Source organism: Halomonas sp. LMYGS-3 (assembly GCF_059509875.1).
This window is the reverse complement of sequence record NZ_JCAKFQ010000005.1, coordinates 153,243-172,192: the sequence shown is the minus strand read 5'-3', so window position 1 is coordinate 172,192 and position 18,950 is coordinate 153,243. Positions and strand designations below refer to the sequence as shown.

Annotated in this window: 16 protein-coding genes; 1 reads left to right on the top strand and 15 read right to left on the bottom strand. The window is 67.0% G+C overall.

Translation table 11 applies throughout. The features are described 5' to 3' along the window. Nucleotides 1-45 precede the first annotated feature (45 nt). The 8 genes from AC5W54_RS06820 to AC5W54_RS06785 all read right to left on the bottom strand — a co-directional run bounded on the left by AC5W54_RS06820 (nucleotide 46) and on the right by AC5W54_RS06785 (nucleotide 10,349). The gene (locus AC5W54_RS06820; protein ID WP_495961315.1) at nucleotides 46-1,776 is read right to left on the bottom strand and encodes an eCIS core domain-containing protein; all 1,731 of its coding nucleotides are present in this window, start codon (nucleotides 1,774-1,776) and stop codon (nucleotides 46-48) included. Beyond that, nucleotides 1,773-2,033, bottom strand: coding sequence for a hypothetical protein (locus tag AC5W54_RS06815; protein ID WP_495961314.1), 261 nt, complete (start codon nucleotides 2,031-2,033; stop codon nucleotides 1,773-1,775). The genes AC5W54_RS06820 and AC5W54_RS06815 overlap by 4 nt, the downstream gene beginning before the upstream one ends. After that, the gene (locus AC5W54_RS06810; RefSeq protein ID WP_495961313.1) at nucleotides 2,030-3,937 is read right to left on the bottom strand and encodes an ATP-binding protein; all 1,908 of its coding nucleotides are present in this window, start codon (nucleotides 3,935-3,937) and stop codon (nucleotides 2,030-2,032) included. Before AC5W54_RS06810 ends, AC5W54_RS06815 begins: the two co-directional genes overlap by 4 nt. Next, the gene (locus tag AC5W54_RS06805) at nucleotides 3,934-5,280 is read right to left on the bottom strand and encodes a Pvc16 family protein (RefSeq protein WP_495961312.1); all 1,347 of its coding nucleotides are present in this window, start codon (nucleotides 5,278-5,280) and stop codon (nucleotides 3,934-3,936) included. Before AC5W54_RS06805 ends, AC5W54_RS06810 begins: the two co-directional genes overlap by 4 nt. Before the next feature lie 814 nt (nucleotides 5,281-6,094). Next, nucleotides 6,095-6,775 carry a T4 family baseplate hub assembly chaperone gene (locus AC5W54_RS06800; protein WP_495961311.1) on the bottom strand — a complete coding sequence of 227 codons (681 nt, stop codon included), beginning with the start codon at nucleotides 6,773-6,775 and terminating at the stop codon, nucleotides 6,095-6,097. Between the two features lie 64 nt (nucleotides 6,776-6,839). Then, entirely contained in the window at nucleotides 6,840-7,355 is a 516-nt protein-coding gene (locus AC5W54_RS06795; protein ID WP_495961310.1) for a phage tail protein, read from the bottom strand. Nucleotides 7,356-7,367: 12 nt separating this feature from the next. Continuing rightward, on the bottom strand, nucleotides 7,368-9,647 hold the full coding sequence (locus AC5W54_RS06790) for a phage tail sheath family protein (protein WP_495961309.1): 2,280 nt from the start codon (nucleotides 9,645-9,647) through the stop codon (nucleotides 7,368-7,370). A 456-nt stretch (nucleotides 9,648-10,103) separates the two neighbouring features. Continuing rightward, complete coding sequence (locus AC5W54_RS06785; RefSeq protein WP_495961308.1) at nucleotides 10,104-10,349, bottom strand: SlyX family protein; 246 nt, start codon at nucleotides 10,347-10,349, stop codon at nucleotides 10,104-10,106. A gap of 95 nt (nucleotides 10,350-10,444) precedes the next feature. On the opposite strand from AC5W54_RS06785, the gene AC5W54_RS06780 reads away from it, so the two are divergent. Further along, entirely contained in the window at nucleotides 10,445-10,909 is a 465-nt protein-coding gene (locus AC5W54_RS06780) for a cold-shock protein (RefSeq protein ID WP_495961307.1), read from the top strand. Nucleotides 10,910-10,962: 53 nt separating this feature from the next. On the opposite strand, the gene AC5W54_RS06775 is transcribed toward AC5W54_RS06780, so the two are convergent. The 7 genes from AC5W54_RS06775 to map form a co-directional block, all read right to left on the bottom strand. Next, the gene (locus AC5W54_RS06775; RefSeq protein ID WP_495961306.1) at nucleotides 10,963-11,349 is read right to left on the bottom strand and encodes a hypothetical protein; all 387 of its coding nucleotides are present in this window, start codon (nucleotides 11,347-11,349) and stop codon (nucleotides 10,963-10,965) included. 8 nt (nucleotides 11,350-11,357) lie between these two features. Further along, the gene (gene dapE / locus AC5W54_RS06770; RefSeq protein ID WP_495961305.1) at nucleotides 11,358-12,524 is read right to left on the bottom strand and encodes a succinyl-diaminopimelate desuccinylase; all 1,167 of its coding nucleotides are present in this window, start codon (nucleotides 12,522-12,524) and stop codon (nucleotides 11,358-11,360) included. Next, a complete protein-coding gene (dapD, locus tag AC5W54_RS06765; RefSeq protein WP_495961304.1) occupies nucleotides 12,511-13,536 on the bottom strand; it encodes a 2,3,4,5-tetrahydropyridine-2,6-dicarboxylate N-succinyltransferase in 1,026 nt (341 codons plus the stop codon). Before dapD ends, dapE begins: the two co-directional genes overlap by 14 nt. A gap of 31 nt (nucleotides 13,537-13,567) precedes the next feature. Then, on the bottom strand, nucleotides 13,568-13,915 hold the full coding sequence (locus AC5W54_RS06760) for a Spx/MgsR family RNA polymerase-binding regulatory protein (protein WP_495961400.1): 348 nt from the start codon (nucleotides 13,913-13,915) through the stop codon (nucleotides 13,568-13,570). Beyond that, nucleotides 13,915-15,114 carry a succinyldiaminopimelate transaminase gene (gene dapC / locus AC5W54_RS06755; RefSeq protein WP_495961303.1) on the bottom strand — a complete coding sequence of 400 codons (1,200 nt, stop codon included), beginning with the start codon at nucleotides 15,112-15,114 and terminating at the stop codon, nucleotides 13,915-13,917. Before dapC ends, AC5W54_RS06760 begins: the two co-directional genes overlap by 1 nt. 99 nt (nucleotides 15,115-15,213) lie before the next feature. Beyond that, nucleotides 15,214-17,895 carry a [protein-PII] uridylyltransferase gene (locus AC5W54_RS06750; protein ID WP_495961302.1) on the bottom strand — a complete coding sequence of 894 codons (2,682 nt, stop codon included), beginning with the start codon at nucleotides 17,893-17,895 and terminating at the stop codon, nucleotides 15,214-15,216. Nucleotides 17,896-17,900: 5 nt separating this feature from the next. Next, on the bottom strand, nucleotides 17,901-18,692 hold the full coding sequence (gene map, locus AC5W54_RS06745; protein WP_495961301.1) for a type I methionyl aminopeptidase: 792 nt from the start codon (nucleotides 18,690-18,692) through the stop codon (nucleotides 17,901-17,903). Between the last annotated feature and the right edge of the window lie 258 nt (nucleotides 18,693-18,950).

The window sequence follows — 18,950 nt, the reverse complement described above, 5'->3', positions numbered from 1 at the left end:
TATCTGACGGAATTGGTGCTCGCGCCCTGGTTATTATGGCCTGTGTCATGACGAGCCCCCCCGGATCAGAAACATCTCGACGCGGCGGTTCATGGCGCGGCTAATGGCGTCCTCCTCGATGACTGTCGGTACCGCCTCGCCGAAATGTGGCGGACGGTCGGCGTCGATCATGCGGTTCCAGGGCACGCCCTCGCGCCGTGCCATCCGGTAAAAGGCGACCGAGCGCCGGCGCGACAGCCGGCGGTTGACGTCCGCGCTGCCGGGGCTGGACGCGTGGCCGACAAAACGCAGCTTGCGTTCCGGGGCTGGGTCGAGCTGCGCCGTTTTGATTTCCTGGAAGGCGGTGACGTGTTCGGCTTTCGGTTGCGCTTCATCGAAGCCCAGGTTCAGGAACCGGTAATGCGCACCCGGGCGCACTGTCTGGAAGAGCCCCGGTGCGGTTAGTGAGGCAGTGCGCTGTTCGGCTTCGGTGTCGGATTCACTGATCCCGGTCTGGGCCGAGAAGGCGTCGCGGGCCTCGGCACTGCGTGTCTCAAGCCGCCACACCTCGCCGAGGAAAAAAGCACGTGCGATACCATCCTCCGATACGTGCGGGGCAATCTGGTTGTCTATCTTGTCGACGCGGTCCTGATAAGACGTGCGACCGGTGAGCTCAGCAGTTGTCATGACCTTGCGCGCCAGCCATTCGGTCAAGCCTTCGTTGTACAGTCGGGGATCCGTTGTGCTATTCACCCAGGCGCGATAGCTCGGGTGAGAATAAAAATGCGTCAGTTCGTGAACCAGCACCGGCCGTCGTCCGGCGGCGCTGACACCTCGATGTACAAAAATTTCGCGGGAACTGCCCGAACCGCGCTGGAAACCCGACTGGCGACTGGCAAGTGTGTGGAGTTCCGTGTCGATATCGGCGTCTGCCAGGATATCGTCGAGCATGGCGACGAACCGCGGGTCCGAATCGTCGATGTCGAACTGGGCGATATCGGTCCACCCGCGCAGCTTGTTCGCCAGCCACTGGCGCAGAAAGTCCTGGTCGCTGGTGATTCCGGGGCCGAGGACGTCGACCGCGTTTCTGAGATCGGCCTCCGAGACTGAACGGGTGATCTGCGGGTAGCGGGCGCGGATCCGCTGGTCGATAGCGATGGCATCGGTCTCGAGTGCGGATTCGGTGGTCCGCGTGGTGATCTGCCCGCCAACACTGGCGGGATTCTGACGCACGAGTTGTTGGACGGCGCGCTTTGCCTGTTGGTGAATGAACACGGCCGTGCCAGCGTGGTCGGGGTCCGGGTCCTGCCAGGGCTGCAGGCTTCCGCCCCCGGGGGCCCGGATAAACACGCTCTCGTGTACTTCTGCGAGGCGCCCCGGATCGGTGAGGTCGAATTGGAGTCGGGGCGCGTGTCCGCGTTCGACAGGTCCGCCGGACTGCGCCGCGTCGGCGGCCGATTTTTCGGTGGGGTCGCGGTGCGGCGCTATCGGCACGTCACCACTGGGTGGCTCGGCCATATCCTGCTGCAGTGCATGGGCGGCCTCGTGGATGAGCGTGGGGCCGGCGGCGCGGCGCGACAGCGCGATATGCCGTCCCAGTGCAAACCCCCGTGCACCCATCTGCTCGGTCGCTCGGTCGACCTCATGGCCCTCGTGGATGCGGAGCGCGCTCAGGTCGCCGCCGAGGTGCGTTTCCAGGACTTGGCGTTCCGCCCCGAGGCTGCGGCCAGGGGCGGCCAGCGTCGCAGAGACCGCGGCGCTGAGGGAATCGTTATTGCATGCCTGGTGCGACCTCATCGGCTCAGGGCTCCCACGGTTGCTCGCGCCACCGCTTGACCGAGTCCCCTCTCGCCGGGGCTACGGGCCTTGATGGAGCCGCCGTCGAGTCGCGGAATCCAGCCCCCGTTGCGCAGGCCCGCAACGACATCGGGCTTACTCAGCTGGCTCTGCAGTTCGTTCGCGATCGCCGCCGAGAGAGCGGAGCGGGACAGCCCCGTGCCGGTGACGGTAACTTGGTCGATATGCAGCGTGATGCGGGCCCGTGGACGGCTCATCGGAAGGCCTCCTGTTCCGTAGCGGTAAAGGTTTTGTCGAGCTTGGCGAATTCCCGTCGGGCAGCCCGATGGATATGTGTCATCTGCACCGGTTCCGGTACGGCCGCGGCCAGGTAGGTGGCGTTGAGCGCGACGGAGCGGATGGAGCCACCGGAAATGCTCAGGCGCGCAAGCGCCTGCGGGTCCAGCCCCTGGCTGGGCGTCGCGTCGGGAAAGATGCGTTTCCAGATCTCCGCGCGGGCCGCCGCGTCCGGAAAGGGGAAGTTCACGATATAGCGCAGCCGCCGCAGGAAGGCGGTGTCGAGAGCGGACTTCTGGTTGGTGGTCAGGATGGCGAGGCCGCGGTAGGCCTCCATTTTCTGCAGCAGGTAGCTCACCTCGACATTGGCGTAGCGGTCGTGGCTGTCCTTGACCTCAGAGCGCTTGCCGAACAGGGCGTCGGCCTCGTCGAACAGCAGGATGGCGCCGCCGTTCTCGGCAGCGGCAAAGATGCGGGCGAGGTTCTTTTCCGTTTCGCCGATGTACTTGCTGACCACCTGGCTCAGGTCGATCCGGTACAAATCCAGGGACAACACCCCGGCTATCACCTCGGCCGCCAGTGTCTTGCCGGTGCCCGAGGGGCCGGCAAAGAGCGCTGTCGCCCCCAGCCCCCTGGGACTGTGGGCGGCCCAGCCCCAGCGATGGTTGACACACCAGGCATCGCGCAGCTGGCCGGCGAGGTCCTGCAACACCTGCAACTGGCCGGGTGGCAGGACGAGATCGTTCCAGCTCGCGCTGCTTTCTATCCGCTCGGCCAGCCCATCCAGTGTCCGGCGGCCTTGGGCGCGAGCGGCACTCCACAGTGTCGGTGCCAGCGCTTCCGGGGGCGTCTCGGGATTGGCGGCTAGCGCCGTGGCCGCCGCGATCGCGGGTGCATCGAGGGTAAAGTGCGTGGCCAAACGATCGAGATCCGTGCCGAGAGCGTCGGCCCTGGTGCCCAGGGTGTCGCGCCAGATTTCCCGGCGCTCCTCGGGGCCGGGAGGGCGAAGCTCGAGTCTCAACCTGGGAGCGCGATCGGGCAGGGGGGGATCCACGGCGGAGAGGATGGTCGGGCCGGTGATCTGGTCGGTGAGAGTTGCCGCGGCCGCGCTGTTGTCCGCCTCGGTCTCGATCAATGTTACCGCGCTGGACAGTGCCATTTCGCGGTCGAGCAAGACGGCAAGGGCGGAACGTTGTGCCCAGTCGGCCGGGATATCGGCGGCGCGGAGGCGGTAGAGCTGCACCCCGAGTTCCGCCGCCGCCGCGGCGGCAAGCGCCCGCTTTGACAGTGGGTCGGGGCCGCCGAGGAGGATGACCGGCAGCCGCACCGTTGCCCGCCATGCCGCGGTTATCGCGCGGACCAGCTGGTGTCCTGGCAGGCCGATGGCCGGTTCGGCGACGGTGCGCTGCAACAGCCCCTCCAGCCTGGCGTCGAGATACGTCGTGCCGAGCAGTGCGTGCAGGATGCGCTCGTCGAGCTGCAGCCGTCGCTGGTGCAGCGGCCCCTGGCCCACCAGCTCGACGATCCGCCAGAAGCGCAGCGGTGCCTCCGGACACAGCAGCTCCCACACCGGCGGGCCGAACAACTGCCTGGCCAGCGCGAGGTCAAGGTGGCCGCTGCCGTTGCAAGCGGTGATCGACTCGCCGATCGCCGGATCGGTCTCATAGCCTGCTGCCAGGCTGATCAGCGCTAGCTCCGTATCGTTCAGGTTGAAGGTCCGGGCGATGGTCGGCAGCGCCGAGGCTTCGGGAATGACAACCGGGGGCAGCGGCTTGCCTTCGGCCAGCGCCCGCAGCCGTGTGGCGACATTGTCGAGGGCCGCATCCAGTCCCTGGCGGAGCAGTGCCAGTGTCATGTCGCGGGACTTCGCTACGGCGGCCGTCATGGGATGATCACCGTTTCGAGGCTGGGCGGCGTGGTGGCCAGGTTGATCACCGGGCTGTCGATGCCATCGACGCGCAGGCGTACCGGCACCTCGGCGCCGCTGGTAAGGCCCGCGAAGGTCGCGGCGACGACGGAGGTCGCCGTGACGGGGCTGGTCACCATCGCCATCTGCTGGCCGGCGAGGATGGCGAGGGTCTGGCCCGGTCGAATCGGCGGACTACAGGTCATGGTGATCTCGACGTCCGGCGGCGCGGCGATGGCACTCGGGGTGCTGGCAGGCGCCAGGGCCAGCGGCAGGGCGTTCGACACGAATTCGCGTCCGTCGGCGTGGCGGACCAGGACGTCGATGACGTAGGGGCCGACGCGCCAACTGGCCGGATCGTTCACAGTGCCCTCCGAGGGGCTGCCCGGGGTGACGGCGGTGGTGGCCGGGAGCTGGACCGCCAGCCGGGTCGGGGCGGCGGGGGACAGTGGTGCCATCGTCAGCACCACACCGGTGCCGGGTTCGGCGAAGCGCACCGTCACCTCGGTGCCGGGCGCACCTCCGTCGAGGGAGAAGCCCGCGATCTCAACGGTGCCTCCGAGGCGCATTACCGGGTGGCCGTCTGTGGGCAGGGCAGCGGTGATGGTGGGCACGCTGGTGGAGAGGTTCGGGCGTACGCGCACCCCCGGGTCGCGGCCGGTGGCCGGGTCGGTCAGGCCACCGCGGGACAGGACCGGCAGTGGTGTGCGGGTGGGCAGTTCGCGTTCGATCAGAACCAGCGAGACGTTGTACGCCACCGTGGTACGGTAGCTGGCCTGGAACGCGGTCCAGAGCTTGGACATGTCGTCCATGGACAGGGTCTGGGGGGTGATCTTCAGCAGTTCGATCTGGTCGGCGAGCTGCGAGACGCGGATGGGGTCGAATTCTTCGGGCAGGATATCGTCGATCGCGGCCAGCTCAAGGGCCGCGCGGATGGTCTCGCGGCCCAGGATCGCCTGTTCGTGGAAGAGCTGCATGGCGTAGCCGAGCAGGATTTCGGCGTGTAGTTCCTCTCCCGAGACCGCCGTCAGGATGTAATGCAGGTCGAGAGCCATCCGGGGACGCTGCGTAAGCCGGCCCTCCCGGTTGCGCGTCGGCAGATCCTCGTTGCGCAACGCCGCATTGGGCGATACGCGGTACAGGAAGAGATTGAGCTGGGTCGACTGATCCGCGCCATTATCGGCGACCACGCGATCCGGTGGCAGTGCGGTCACCGTGAAATCGGCGCCCAGCGCCTGCGATACGTTGCCGTTGATCAAGGTGTCGTTGATCAGATCTTTCAGGAGTTGGGTGACGGCGGCGATGGCAAGCACGTTACTCATGACCGTCTCCCCCTGAGGTAATCCGAGAGCGACGGCAGGTCGCGGGTGGGCGTTGTCGACCGTTTCTGTGGGGCGGGTTTCGGCGCCTCGCTGCGGATGTCGAGCCGGCCGATATGAATACTGATGTCTGGGGGCGGCGCCTCGTCCGGCGCAATGGGCCCGTTGAGCGCATCGAGCGGCGCTACCGTGTCGGCGACTGCCAGGTTCCCGGTGAGGCTAGTGGCCGGCGTGGTCGGCAGGAGCGGTTCCGGGGCGGGGGGCGGTGGATCGCGGTGCTCCGGCTGAGGGTGCCCGAGATCGACTCCGTGGCCGGGGACTCGGGACCTGTGTCCCGAGGGCTCTCGCCGGGGCGCCAGCGGTGGCCATTCCGACGGGGCTTCCGGCAGGAGTGGCGTGGGAGCCGGCGGGGCCGTCGATATCCCGGGTGCTGCATCGCCGGTGGCGGGGCGCTCGCGGGTGATGGGTTGAGGGCCATCGAGGCGCGCGTCGGACACCGATGTTGGCAACGGCGCAGGCGCCGGTGGGGGGGCGCGCCGGGTGTGCACGAGAGAGGCCGTCTCGGATTCAGTAGATGATGGCGAGGTAGGGCGTGGGGCTTCCGCTTCGGGGCCAGTCGAAGGCGCGGGGGCAGGTCGCCAGCTTCTCTCTGCGGATTCAGTCGAAGGCGCAGGGGTACGGTGTGCGCTTTGCTCGGCGTGACGTTCCTGAAAGCCGGTCTCACGGATGCCGGATTCGAAGCGGGAGGGGAGACGCGGGCGGAGGCCCGCGGACGAATCCCCCGTCGCGAGGCCGACTAGCCTTTGCAGTACCTCGCTCATACCCGCCTCGCATGGGTCAGATAGACCATGCGGCGGGCCGGGCTCAGCGACAGGATGTCACGCTGGGACCAGCCGAAGGCGGCGGCTAGTTCGGACACTTCACTCAGTAGTCCGAGTGCCGCCGTCTCTATCTCGGCCCAAACATGGGTTGCAACATCGAGAGTTTCCGACCAGTGGGCGCCGCATTCGGAACAGGTGATCCGGGTGGTAAGTTCCGCAGCGCTGGCTTCCTCCTCGATTCGCCGGTCGAGCGCCTCCGCCTCTGCTCCTACCACCTTGCGTACCAGCAGCCGGGCACGGAGCGCCGACGCCAATTGATCGGGCGAGACACTGCAGACGGCGGCCAAATCGCGGCTGGTCAGCGGCCGCAGCGTCCCATCTCCTTCCCCTTCGTTGGCCGAGGGGAGGGTCTCGCGCAGACGGTTTACGTCGAGTTCCATCTCCAACTCGGTTCCGCAGTCGGGACAGGCAGTGCGTGCCGGGAGTGTCGGGCCAAAGGAGTTGGCGCGAATCGAGAGCAGCAGTCGGTCCCGTTCGGCAATCGGCAGATCCGCAGGATCACCCTCTTCCGGAGCGCCCGCGGCCCACAGGATTGCCATGGCCCGGTCGAGCGGGCGTCGCATGGCACCGGTCTCCCATGCCGCGAGAATGCCCGACGCAGCCAGTCTGTGTCCCATCTGTCCCCCTCCTTTCAGGACGCACCCCTCCAGAATCCAGAGGGCGCGCAAGCCCCACCGTCGATCAGTCGATGGTCGGCTCTGCGGGTTCCTGCACCTCGACGTCGCGGGCCCAGCCCTCGTTCTCGAGCTTGATGGACTGGATGGCAACGGCATTGGCGTTGCTGTCGAGCTCCGGCAGGGCCTGGAATTCGGAGACCCAGCAGCGAAATACCTGGTAGGCGATCGCGAGCTGGCCGGCCTCGTTGTACATCTCGATGATGATGTCCTTGCGGAAGTCGGCAAGCGAACTCTCTGCACCAAGACCGGCGCCAAAGTTCCACACTTTATTCGCCCAGTTCTCAAATTCCGGATCGTGGGTGACGCCGCGTTCCAGCATGATCGGTTCGAACTTGGAGCGGCCGGGAGATTTCCGGCCCGTCGAGGGATCGCCGCCCACTCTATGTTCGACCACTTCGGTCGTGCGTTTCAGGGCGCCGACCTTGGAAATGCCCGCGACGAAGCGACCGTCCCAGCGGATACGGAATTTGAAGTTTTTATAGGGATCGAAACGCCGTGGATTCACACTGAATTCAGCCATGGGAGTCTCTCCTTATCCCTCGACCTGACCGGCCATTTGCTGGAGTTTGATGACCACGAATTCGGCCGGCTTGAGCGGCGCGAAGCCTACGTGGATATTGACGATTCCCAAGTCGATGTCTGCCTGGGGGGTCGTGGTGGAATCGCACTTCACGAAATAGGCCTCGCGCGGAGAGGTGCCCTGGAAGGCTCCCTGCCGGAAGAGGCCGTTCATAAAGGAGCCCACCGCCAGCCGGATCTCCGCCCATAGCGGCTCGTCGTTGGGCTCGAACACCGCGAACTGGGTGCCCCGGTACAGGCTCTCCTCGATGTAAAGCGCGGTGCGGCGGACGGGGATGTATTTCCATTCACTCGTGCGAGCGTCCGCGCCGACCAGGGTGCGTGCGCCCCAACTCACCGTGCCGTAGACGGGGAAGGTCCGCAGACAGTTGAGGCCGAGCGGGTTGAGCACGCCGTTCTCCGGGTCGGAGAGTCGATAATCGAGCGCCTGAACGCCCCGCAGCCCGGCCTCGATGCCGGCGGGCGCCTTCCAGATGCCGCGATTGTTGTCCGTGCGCGCCCAGAGGCCGGCCAGCAGTCCGGAATTGGGGAAAGCGCGGAGCCGCCCGTTTTGCAGCGGATCGGCCAGGTGAATACGCGGGAAGTAGGCGGCGGCGTTGTTGCTTTTCAGCGAGGTATTGGCGCCATCGTTGATCCAGTCCCGCGCCTCCTCGAGGGTGTCCACGTTCGGATCCATGTCGATGATCACCATGGACCGGCGCTCCTCCGCATAGGTGATCGCCTCACCGAGTGCGGCGACATCGTGGACGCCGGGAATACAGAGGATGTTGAAGATATCGGCATCCTCCAGTGCGTAAATCCCCGACTTGTCCCCCCGATTGCCAGTGATTTGGGCAGTGCCCACGGGTGGGGTACCGTCTGTGCCGAGGGTGCCGGATTGCTGTGCGGACTTGCTCTCGCCGACACCCGGCTGGTAGGCGGCGATATTGACGAAGGCATCCGTGCCGGAGAGCAGCAGGGCATCCGCGCCGTTGCCCTCGAAGGTGAAACCGAGCCCCGGGACCGAGGCGCCGGGAACAATGACCAAGGCATTGTCCACGACTTCCACGCGCGCGCCGGAAAAGGCAGGGATGGCGCTCGCCGTGAGCCCGGCCTGTAATTGAGTGCGCGCTGCACTGAGCGTGGAGGGAACGGGGGTCAGGTTGATGGTGCGTGTTTCGATCACCCCGCCGACGACGGCACCAGCTGAATCTAGATTGACGAGGTTGACCGTTACGGGGTCGTTATCGGCCAGCCCCGCTGAGCTGAAGTCCTCGATGCGTCCTCCTGTGGTACCCGAGGCGGCGGGACGGGTTGCGGCGGCGCCGGCTACCTCGCGCCCGCCGTTGACTACCCCGAGGCCGAGCACCGCCGCCGCGTTCTGAGAGGCGGCGTTGCGGAAGATGATGGATGAATGTCGGTTGCTGGTGCCTGACTGGCATTCCAGCACACCCGCGTTGTTGGTACAGGTGAAGCCGGTGACACCATCGATGGCGTTCACCCGCAGGGCGATCCGCTCTGCCAGCGCGTCGACGCTGGCCAGGTCATTGGCGCCGTCGAAGAGCCGGATTTCGGTCATCATGCCGCCGTCGACCGAGACGTTGAGTCGGCGGGTGTCCTCGGTCAGCGCAGTCACATCGCCATCTGTCAGTGTGACGCCGCTGACGGAGGTACCCGCAGTAGTGCCCGGCAGGTCTGCGTCGATAAGTTCCACCAGGTTCGAGGCGGCATTGACAGTATCGGGGGCATAGGTCGCAGAGCGGTCATTCATGGACAGGTTGCGGTGGGTCTCGGTCCGCATCGGCACCAGGCGGCCGTTGCGCTCGCCCATCTCGGTAATGGTGAGGTTGAACGTGTTGACCGGGTCCGCCGTGGCATAATCCACCACGAGCATCAGGCTGTTGCCCCAACCCCCTTCACTCGACGCCGTGACGGTCAGGGTGAGAGTGCCGCCGGTAGTTTCCAGGCCGACGCTCGCGACCTCAGCATTCTCGGCGATACGCACGATCCAGCAGGTTCCGCCGCCGTTGAGGAAGAAATGGTTGACCGCGTAGGAGAGATCGCTGTCGACGTTCAGTCCACCGAAACTGCGTTCGAAATCTGCAAAGCTGAATATTTGCTGGGCCTTGTCCACCGGCCCCCGGCCCGTGTAGCCGACAAATGCCGCGATGGAGGTGGGGATGCCGGCGATGGCACGCGACCCGCTGGGAACTTCTTCGATATAGACGCCGGGATAGGTCAAGGAAGCAGGCATGACGCGGTTCCTCTGTCGGGAAAGTCACGGCGCTTGTTTATGGCAACAGTTCACCGCGCCGTAGTTCAAGAACACGGTGTTGCGCTTGCAGATGTGATGCATGATTCAAGCTAGTAAGGGGAGGAGGAGAATTCCAGTAATTATTTCTCTATGAAAGATGATTGTTATGGTGTGTCGGGGTTGAGTGACATGTCGTAAAGTTTCATCGAGATGAAACTTTTATGGGAGAAAATAAGGTGATTTATCAAGAAAAGGTAGGAGAGAAATAAGAGAAAAGTATGAGGTACCTGGGAAAGAGGCAGGAAACCCGGACCCATGTTCGCTTGCCTGCCCACCGATCCTGGCTCGACGGCCGGGGCTCCCTCGCTGTCGGCAGGGTGTCACGCCCCTGGAGTCCCCCCTGGTGACCGCTCCCGGTCGTCGAGGAGCGCGGCCGCGCCGACTCCGGCGCCAGGCCTAGTAGTGTGGTGGTATCTCGTCCCCCGGCCGCGGTGACGCCATGTCGGCGTCCTGCAGCGCCCGCTGCTGGTCGCGCAGTTTCTGCTGCACCAGTGCGCTGAGTCGCTCCAGTTGCGACAGGCGCCGCTCCTGGGCGCCCACCGCCTCGTCGAGGGTGTCGAGCCAGTGTTCCTGGTAGGCGATGCGGTTCTCCAGGGCCTCCAGGCGCCTCGCCAGTGCAGCGGACGCCGCTTCGTCGCTCATGCTAGAATCTGTTCGCTGTGTGTCGCCGTTCATCGTGGCACCTTCATGATGGTTCATTCCTTCCTTTCACCACTACCAGAGAGTCTGTCAGTTCCATGAATCGAAAGGTCGTGCTTCGTTGTAGTCTCATCAGTCTTCTGCTGGCCGCGCCGGCCCCCCTGCTGATCGCCCTGTTCGTGCACCTCACCGGTGGCGTGCTGTCGCAGGAGCTGTTCGCCAGTCTCGCGGTGGGCGGTGTGGCCGTGGTCTATCTTGCCGCCGCCGCCGCGGTCTTCCTGCTGCTGCTGGTGGCCACCCTGGCGGTCAACGCCCTCACGCCGCAACTCGTCAACCTGGCCGAGGTCGAGGACGACGACCGCGAGATCGGCGAGGTCAAGTGGTTCAACGTCAACAAGGGTTACGGCTTCATCACCCGCGACGGCGGCGAGGATGTCTTCGTGCACTTCCGCGCCATCCGTGGCCGCGGTCACCGTACCCTGGCCGAGGGGCAGAAGGTGCGTTATCACGTGATCGAGAACGAGCGGGGGCTGCAGGCCGACGATGTGACAGTTATCACCTGATCCGTTCCTCCCGCCGAGTACGCAGCGCCCCGCCCAGAGCGGGGCGCTGTTCATTAGTGCCCCGAGTCGGGCCAGTCGATCTCTCGCTCGGTGCCGTCGGGCAGCACCTGCAGGAAGCGGTCCGGGTCGTCACCGGGCTGCCAGCCGCCCAGCGAGCAGCGCACCTCGCAGCCGAGCCGGGTCGCCGCGGCGCGGGCGCAGGCCTGGTCGCTCTCCCAGGGGGTGTCGGGGCTGTCGAGCCACAGGCTGGCGAAGCCGTCGGCGGCCTTCTCCACCAGCAGTACCGGGATCTCCCGACCGTCGAGCCGGCCCCGGGTACGCCACTTGTGCTTGCCGGCGGGGGCGAGGGAGGCGGCATCCAGCGCCTCGCCCAGCCAGGCGTTCAGGGCATCCAGCGGGGCCGTCGACAGGTAGATCTCGATATCCGGATAGCGTTGCATGGGCGGCCTCAGGGCTGGGCGGTACCGTTGACGAAGAGTCTGGCGAGGATGGCCTCGTAGACCCGGCTGAGATCATCGAGATCCGCGGCGCGAACGCGCTCGTTGACCTTGTGGATGGTGGCATTGAGCGGGCCCAGTTCCACCACCTGGCTGCCCAGGGTGGCGATGAAGCGGCCGTCCGAGGTGCCACCACTGGTCGAGAGCTCGGGCCGATGGCCCAGCACGTCCTCGACGCCCCGGATCGCGGCGTCGACCAGCTCGCCCTCGGCGGTGAGGAAGGGCTCGCCGTTGAGCGTCCAGTCGAGCTGGTACTCCAGGCCGTGGGCATCGAGCAGCGCTTCGGTGCGGGCCCGCAGCTGCTCGTGGGTCACCTCGGTGGAGAAGCGGAAGTTGAATATCACCTCCACGTCGCCGGGGATCACGTTGGTGGCCCCCGTGCCGGCACGGATGTTGGAGATCTGGAAGCTGGTGGCGGGGAAGAAGTCGTTGCCGCCATCCCAGTGTTCCCGGCTCAGGGCGTCCAGTGCCGGCAGCGCCTGGTGGATGGGATTGCGCGCCAGGTGCGGGTAGGCCACATGGCCCTGCACGCCCTTGATGTGCAGCACGCCGCCAAGCGAGCCGCGTCGGCCGTTCTTGATCACGTCGGCGAGCCGTGCGGTCGAGGAGGGCTCGCCGACGATGCAGTAGTCGAGCCGTTCGTGGGCCTCGCGCAGGTGCTCGACCACCGCCCGGGTGCCGTCCACGGCCGGGCCCTCCTCGTCGGAGGTGATCAGGAAGCCGATCTTGCCGTGGTGGTCCGGGTGGGCGGCGACGAAGCGCTCTACCGCGGTGAGCATGGCGGCCAGGCTGCCCTTCATGTCGGCGGCGCCGCGGCCACAGAGCATGCCCGCATCGTCGATGCAGGGCTCGAAGGGCGGGTGGTCCCAGTGCAGATGGGGACCGCTGGGCACCACGTCGGTATGCCCGGCGAAGGCCAGCATCGGGCCGTGATGGCCGCGGGTGGCCCAGAAGTTCTCCACGTCACCGAAGGGCAGGCGCTCGACATGGAAGCCGAGCCGCTCGAGCCGATCGATCATCAGCGCCTGGCAGCCCAGGTCATCGGGGGTCACCGAGGGGCGCCGGATCAGTTCGAAGGCGAGCTCGAGCGTCGGGGAAAGGGCCTCAGTCGTTGGCATGCAGTGCCTCGTTGAGGGCGATGGCGCTCTTGTTGGTCAGGCACTCGATGCGGCCGTTCTGGGAGTTGCGGCGCAGCAGCAGGTCGTCCTGGCCGGCGAGCTCGCGGGCGGCCACGATCTTGACCTCCTGGCCCTGGTCATCGAGCAGGGTGACCTTGGCGCCGGCGGTGATGTAGAGCCCGGCCTCCACGGTGCAGCGGTCGCCGAGCGGGATGCCGATGCCGGCGTTGGCGCCGATCAGGCAGCCTTCGCCGACCTTGATGACGATGTTGCCGCCGCCGGAGAGGGTGCCCATGGTGGAGCAGCCGCCGCCGAGGTCGGAGCCCTTGCCCACCATCACCCCGGCGGAGATGCGGCCCTCGATCATGCCCGGCCCCTCGGTGCCGGCGTTGAAGTTGACGAAGCCCTCGTGCATCACGGTGGTGCCCTCACCGAGGTGGGCGCCCAGGCGCACACGGGCGGTGTCGGCGATGCGCACGCCGCTCGGTACCACGTAGTCGGTCATCTTGGGGAACTTGTCGACGCAGTCCACCGAGATCGAGCGGCCCTCCAGGCGGGCCCGCAGGCGCCGTGCCGGCAGCTCCTCGATGTCGATGGGGCCCTCGCTGGACCAGGCGACGTTGCGCAGCAGGCCGAACATGCCGGTGAGGTCGACGCCATGGGGCTTGACCAGGCGATGGGAGAGCAGGTGCAGCTTGAGGTAGACCTCCGGCGCACTCTGGGGCGGAGTGTCCTCGGCCAGGAACATGGCCACCAGCGGGCGCTGGCTCGCCGCCAGGGCCTCGGCGAGCTCGGCCTGCTCCGGCTGGCCGGCGGTCCTGAGCGCCGCGGCCAGGTCGCCGCACTGCTCGGGCAGGAAGCTCACGGCGGCATTGCCGGCGGGGGCATCCAGGGCCTTGCCGGCGGCTTCGACCAGGGCGGGGGCGGGGTTGAGCAGGGGCGCCGGATAGTAGATATCGAGCCAGTCACCCTGGGTGTTCTGGGTGCCGATTCCGAGTGCAAAGCTCAGCATGGGGGGATCCTCGTCTCAGTGGAAATGCCCGTCAAATGGGGGAAAGGTCGTCGTAGTCGCCGTCACGGTAGCCGACGCGGATCTCGTCGCCGGTGTCGAGCAGCGGACGCTTGAGCAGTGTCGGGTGTGCCATCATCAGGCGACGCGCCTTGTTGGCGTCGATGCCGGCCCTGTCGGCCTCATCCAGGTTGCGCCAGGTCGTGCTGCGTCGGTTGAGCAGCGTCATCACCGGCACCTTCCCCAGAATGTGCTCGAGCAGGGCCGCGGAGAGGCCGTCCTCGCGCAGGTCATGGACCTGGTAGGGAATGCCCTTGCCGTCCAGTGCCTTGCGTGCCCGGCGGCAGGTGTCGCAGCTCTTGATCACGTACAGCGTCAGCATCATGCGCTCCTCTCGATGAAACGACGGAGGCGCCGGGCCGCCTCGACGGTGGCGTCTCGATCGGCCACCAGCGCCAGGCGCAGCCGGCCGTGGCCGGGGTTGATGCCATCGGCGCCGTCGCGACCCATGTACGAACCGGGCAGCACGCTGACATGCTCCTCGGCATAGAGCGCCCGGGTGAAGGCCTCGTCATCGCCGTCCGGCACCGCCGGCCACAGGTAGAAGCCTGCCTCGGGGGCGGGGAAGTCTATCACCGGGGCGAGGATCTCGGTCACGGCGGCGAACTTCTCGCGGTAGGCATCCCGGTTGGTCCGCACATGGGCCTCGTCGTTCCAGGCGGCGATCGAGGCGTGCTGCAGCGGCAGCGACATGGCGCAGCCGTGGTAGGTGCGATAGCGCTTGAAGGGGGCGATCAGTGCCGCATCGCCGGCCACGAAGCCGGAGCGCAACCCGGGCAGGTTGGAGCGCTTGGAGAGCGAGTGGAACACCAGGCAGCGCCGGTAGTCGTGGCGGCCCAGCGCCGTGCAGGCCTCCAGCAGCCCGGGCGGCGGGGTCGCCTCGTCCAGGTAGAGCTCGGAGTAGCACTCGTCGGAGGCGATGAGGAAGTCGTGTTCGTCGGCCAGTTCGATCAGCGTGCGGAACTCGGCCAGCGGCGTCACCGCCCCGGTGGGGTTGCCCGGCGAGCAGAGGAACACGACCTGCACCTCGCGCCAGGTCTCGGCGGGCACGGCGTCGAAGTCGGGGCGAAAGCCGTTTCCGGCGGTGCAGTCCAGATAGAGCGGCTCGCCGCCGGCCAGCAGCGTGGCCCCCTCGTAGATCTGGTAGAAGGGGTTGGGCACCGCCACCCGGGCCGGGCGGCTGCGGTCGAGTGCGGCCTGGACGAAGGCGAAGATCGCCTCGCGGGTGCCGTTCACCGGCAGCACCTGGCGCTCGGGGTCGAGGCCCGCGAGCCCGAAGCGCCGGGTCGCCCAGCCGGCGATGGCGGCGCGCAGCTCGGGAAGCCCGGCGGTGGCCGGATAGCGGGCGAAGTCGGCCTGGTGCTCGACGAGGGTCGCCAGCGCGGCCGGGTAGGGGGCGTGCTGGGGCTCGCCGATGGTCAGCGGGATATGGGTCAGCCCCTCGGGTGGGGTCACGCCGGCCTTGAGGGCGGCGAGCTTCTCGAAGGGGTAGGGCTTGAGGGCGTCGAGATCGGGGTTCATGGGCGTCCAGGCGCGCCTCGCCGGCCGTGGCCTCGGGCGTCGTTGTCGTGGTCGAAAGGGGCTTGATTATAGGGAAGGCGCCGGATGGCCTCAAACGGCTCAACCGGAAACATCCAGCACTTCCACCAGTCGCTCGCGCAGGCGGGCCTGGCGCTCGGGGTCGGTGAGCGGGTCGCCGGCCTTGTCGGTGATGAAGAAGACGTCCTCGACCCGCTCGCCCAGGGTGGCGATCTTGGCCGCCGAGAGCGCGATGTCCTGCTCCATGAAGATGCGCCCGACCCGGGCCAGCAAGCCGGGGCGGTCGGGGGCGGTGAGTTCGAGCATGGTGCGCTCGTTGGCCGGGTCCTGCTCGATGATCACCTCGGTGGGGACCCGGAAGTGCTTGAGCTGGCGCGGGGTGTGGCGGGTGACGATCTGCGGGTAGTCCTCGGGGTCGTCGAGTTCCTCGACCAAGTGGGCGCGAATCGCCTCGATGCGGGCGGGGTCGCGGATCGCCAGGCCATGGTCGTCGAGCACGATGAAGGTGTTGAGCGTCCAGTCGTTGCTCGAGGTGGCGATGCGGGCGTCGTGGATGGAGAGGCCCAGCTGGTCCAGGGCGGCGGCGGTGGCGGCGAAGAGATCGTTCACCGAACGCGTATGGATGAACAGCTTGGTACCGCCCTCGGCCATGTCCTCGGTGGGGGCGTTGATCAGGATCAGCGGCAGGTCCGAGCCACCGTGGGCCAGAATCCCCTGCGTCTGCCAGACGATCTCGCTGGGCGCGTACTGCAGGAAGTAGTCCTCGCCCAGCGACTCCCACAGCCGGTCGACCCGGTCCATGTCGGCACCCACCACGGCGAGCAGCGAGCGTGCCTCGCTGCGCGTCTCCTGCACCCAGTCGTCGCGCTCCAGGGGGTTCTCCAGGCCGCGACGCAGGGCGCGCTTGGTCTCGGCATGCAGCTGGCGCAGCAGGGTGGCGCGCCAGCCGTTCCACAGGGTGGGGTTGGTGGCGTTGATATCGGCCACGGTGAGCACGTAGAGATAGTCGAGCCGGGTCTCGTCGCCGACGATGCGGGCGAAGTCGGCGATCACGTCCGGGTCGGTGATGTCGCGCTTCTGGGCGACCATCGACATGGTCAGGTGGTGCTCCACCAACCAGCTGACCAGGCGGGTGTCACGCGGCGAGAGGCCGTGGCGCTCGGCGAAGGCCTCGACGTCCCGGGCGCCGATCTGCGAATGGTCGCCGCCGCGGCCCTTGCCGATATCGTGGTAGAGCCCGGCGATCCACAGCAGCTCCAGCTTGGGCAGCTGGTGGATCAACGCCGCCGCCACCGGGAACTCGTCGCGGGCCTCGGGCTTGCGGAAGCCGTGGATGAACTTGAGCAGGCGCAGGGTGTGGGCGTCGACGGTATAGACATGGAAGAGGTCGTGCTGCATCAGCCCCACGGCACGACCGAACTCCGGCAGATACTTGCCGAGCACGCCGTAGCGATTCATGCGCCGCAGCTGGCGGGCGACGTTGCCGCCGGAGCGCAGCAGTGTCATGAACAGGCTCTGGTGGCGCACGTCGTCGCGGTAGAGATCGTCGATCAGGTGGCGATGGTCGCGGATCAGCCGGATGGTATCCGCCCGCACCCCCTCGATCTCCGGATGCTCGGCCATCAGCAGGAAGAGCTCGAGCAGCGCCGACGGGCGATGGCGGAAGACGCTGCGCGTGCGCGCCTGGATGTAGCCGCCCTTGATCTCGAAGCGGTCGTTGAGCGGCACCGTGGCGAGCTCCTCGCCGGCGCGCAGGATCGCCTCGTCGAAGTGCTGCAGCAGCATGTCGTTGAGCCCCGCGAGCGCCGTGACGTGACGGTAATAGCGCTTCATGAACTGCTCGACGGCGAGGCGCTCCGGGGTGTCGCGGAAGCCGAACAGCTCGGCGATGGTGCGCTGGTGGTCGAACAGCAGGCGGTCCTCGGCACGCCCGGTGAGCATGTGCAGGGCGTAGCGGACCTGCCACAGGAAGGCCTGGCCCTGGCTGAGGATGCGCAGTTCGGCATCGTTCATGAAGCCGTTGGCGACGAGGTCCTCGTAGCGCTCGCTGCCGAAGTGGCGCTTGGCCACCCAGCCGATCATCTGGATGTCGCGCAGTCCGCCGGGCGAGCTCTTGATGTTGGGCTCGAGGTGATACTCGGAGTTGTTGTAGCGGTAGTGACGGGTGATCTGCTCCTGCCACTTGGCCTCGAAGAAGCGGTCGGCGGGCCACAGCCGGTCGGTGGTCAGGCGTGCCTGCATCGCCTCGCGCAGCCGCTCGGGGCCGGCCAGGGTGCGCGACTCCAGCAAGTTGGTGATCACCGTGACGTCGGCTTCGGCCTCGCGCTCGCAGTCGGCCAGCGAGCGCACGCTGTGGCCGATCTCCAGGCCGATGTCCCACAGGAAGGTGATGAAGGCCGTCAATGGCTCGCGGTATGGCCTGTCATCGTCCCCCTCGAGCAGCAGCAGCAGGTCGACGTCGGAACAGGGGTGCAGCTCGCCGCGGCCATAGCCGCCCACGGCGAGCAGCGCGATGCCCTCGTCGGGCCACTCATGCTGCTCCCAGGCCACCGCCAGCAGCCGGTCGAGGCACCAGGCCCGGCCGTGGATCAGGTCGCGGATGTCGGCGCCGGCGCGGAAGCGTCCATCGAGCCGCGCCTGGATCTCGCGCAGCGCCGCCTTGAAGGGGGCGATGGGCGAGCGGCTCCCGGCGAGCTCCTCGCGGAAGCGGGTGACGTCGAACAGCGTCTCGTCGGGTTCGAAGCGGTAGTGGTGCAGCAGCATGTCGCTCAGCGCTCGAGGAAGGCGAAGTCTTCCTCGCCACGGGCGGTGAGCACCTCGACCCCGGTCTCGGTGACCAGCAGGGTATGTTCCCACTGGGCGGAGAGGCTCTTGTCGCGGGTCACCGCGGTCCAGCCGTCGCGCAGCACCTTGGTCTTGTAGGAACCGACGTTGATCATCGGCTCGATGGTGAAGCACATGCCGGCGGCGAGCTCGATATCGGCCTCGGGGGCATAGCCGTCGTAGTGCAGCACCTGGGGTTCCTCGTGGAAGGTGGCGCCGATGCCGTGGCCGCAGAAGTCGCGCACCACCGAGTAACCGTTGGCCTCGGCGTGGTGCTGGATGGCCCTTGCGAGTTCGGAGAGGCGCACCCCGGGGCGCACCAGGGCGATGCTGTGGTAGAGGCACTCCTGGGTGACGCGGCACAGTCGCTCGCCCTGGATGCTCTCGCCGATGATGAACATCTTGCTGCAGTCGCCATGATAGCCGTCGGCCGTCTTCACGGTGATGTCGATGTTCATGATGTCGCCCTTCCTGAGCTTCTTGGCGTCATCGGGGATGCCGTGGCAGACCACGTGGTTGATGGAGGTGCAGATCGACTTGGGGAAGCCGTGATAGTCGAGCGGGGCCGGGGTGGAGCCGAGCTCGTGGACGATGTAGTCGTGGCAGAGGCGGTCGAGCTCGCCGGTACTGACGCCGGCCGTCACATGGGGGCCGATCATCTCCAGCACACTGGCGGCCTGGCGACCGGCCTCGCGCATCTTCTCGATCTCGTCGGGCGTCTTGATGGGAACGTTCATGGATTCTCGGGTCAGGGTGGGGCGCCCGGCGTCGGCGGGCACGAACGGCGTCGGGCGACTTCATCTCGGAGTCGATCCATGGTATAAAGCTGCGCGCTTTCCTGCAATCGCTGTGCCCTGCCGTGCCATCTTCTGTCCAGTCCGCTGGCCAGGCGTGCCGGGGGGGCAGCGGCAGCGACGGCGCAATGCAAAGCAACGCCTTGAAAACACACATGCACCGGCACATGGTCCCGGGTGCTGCCGTGGCCATCACAGTGG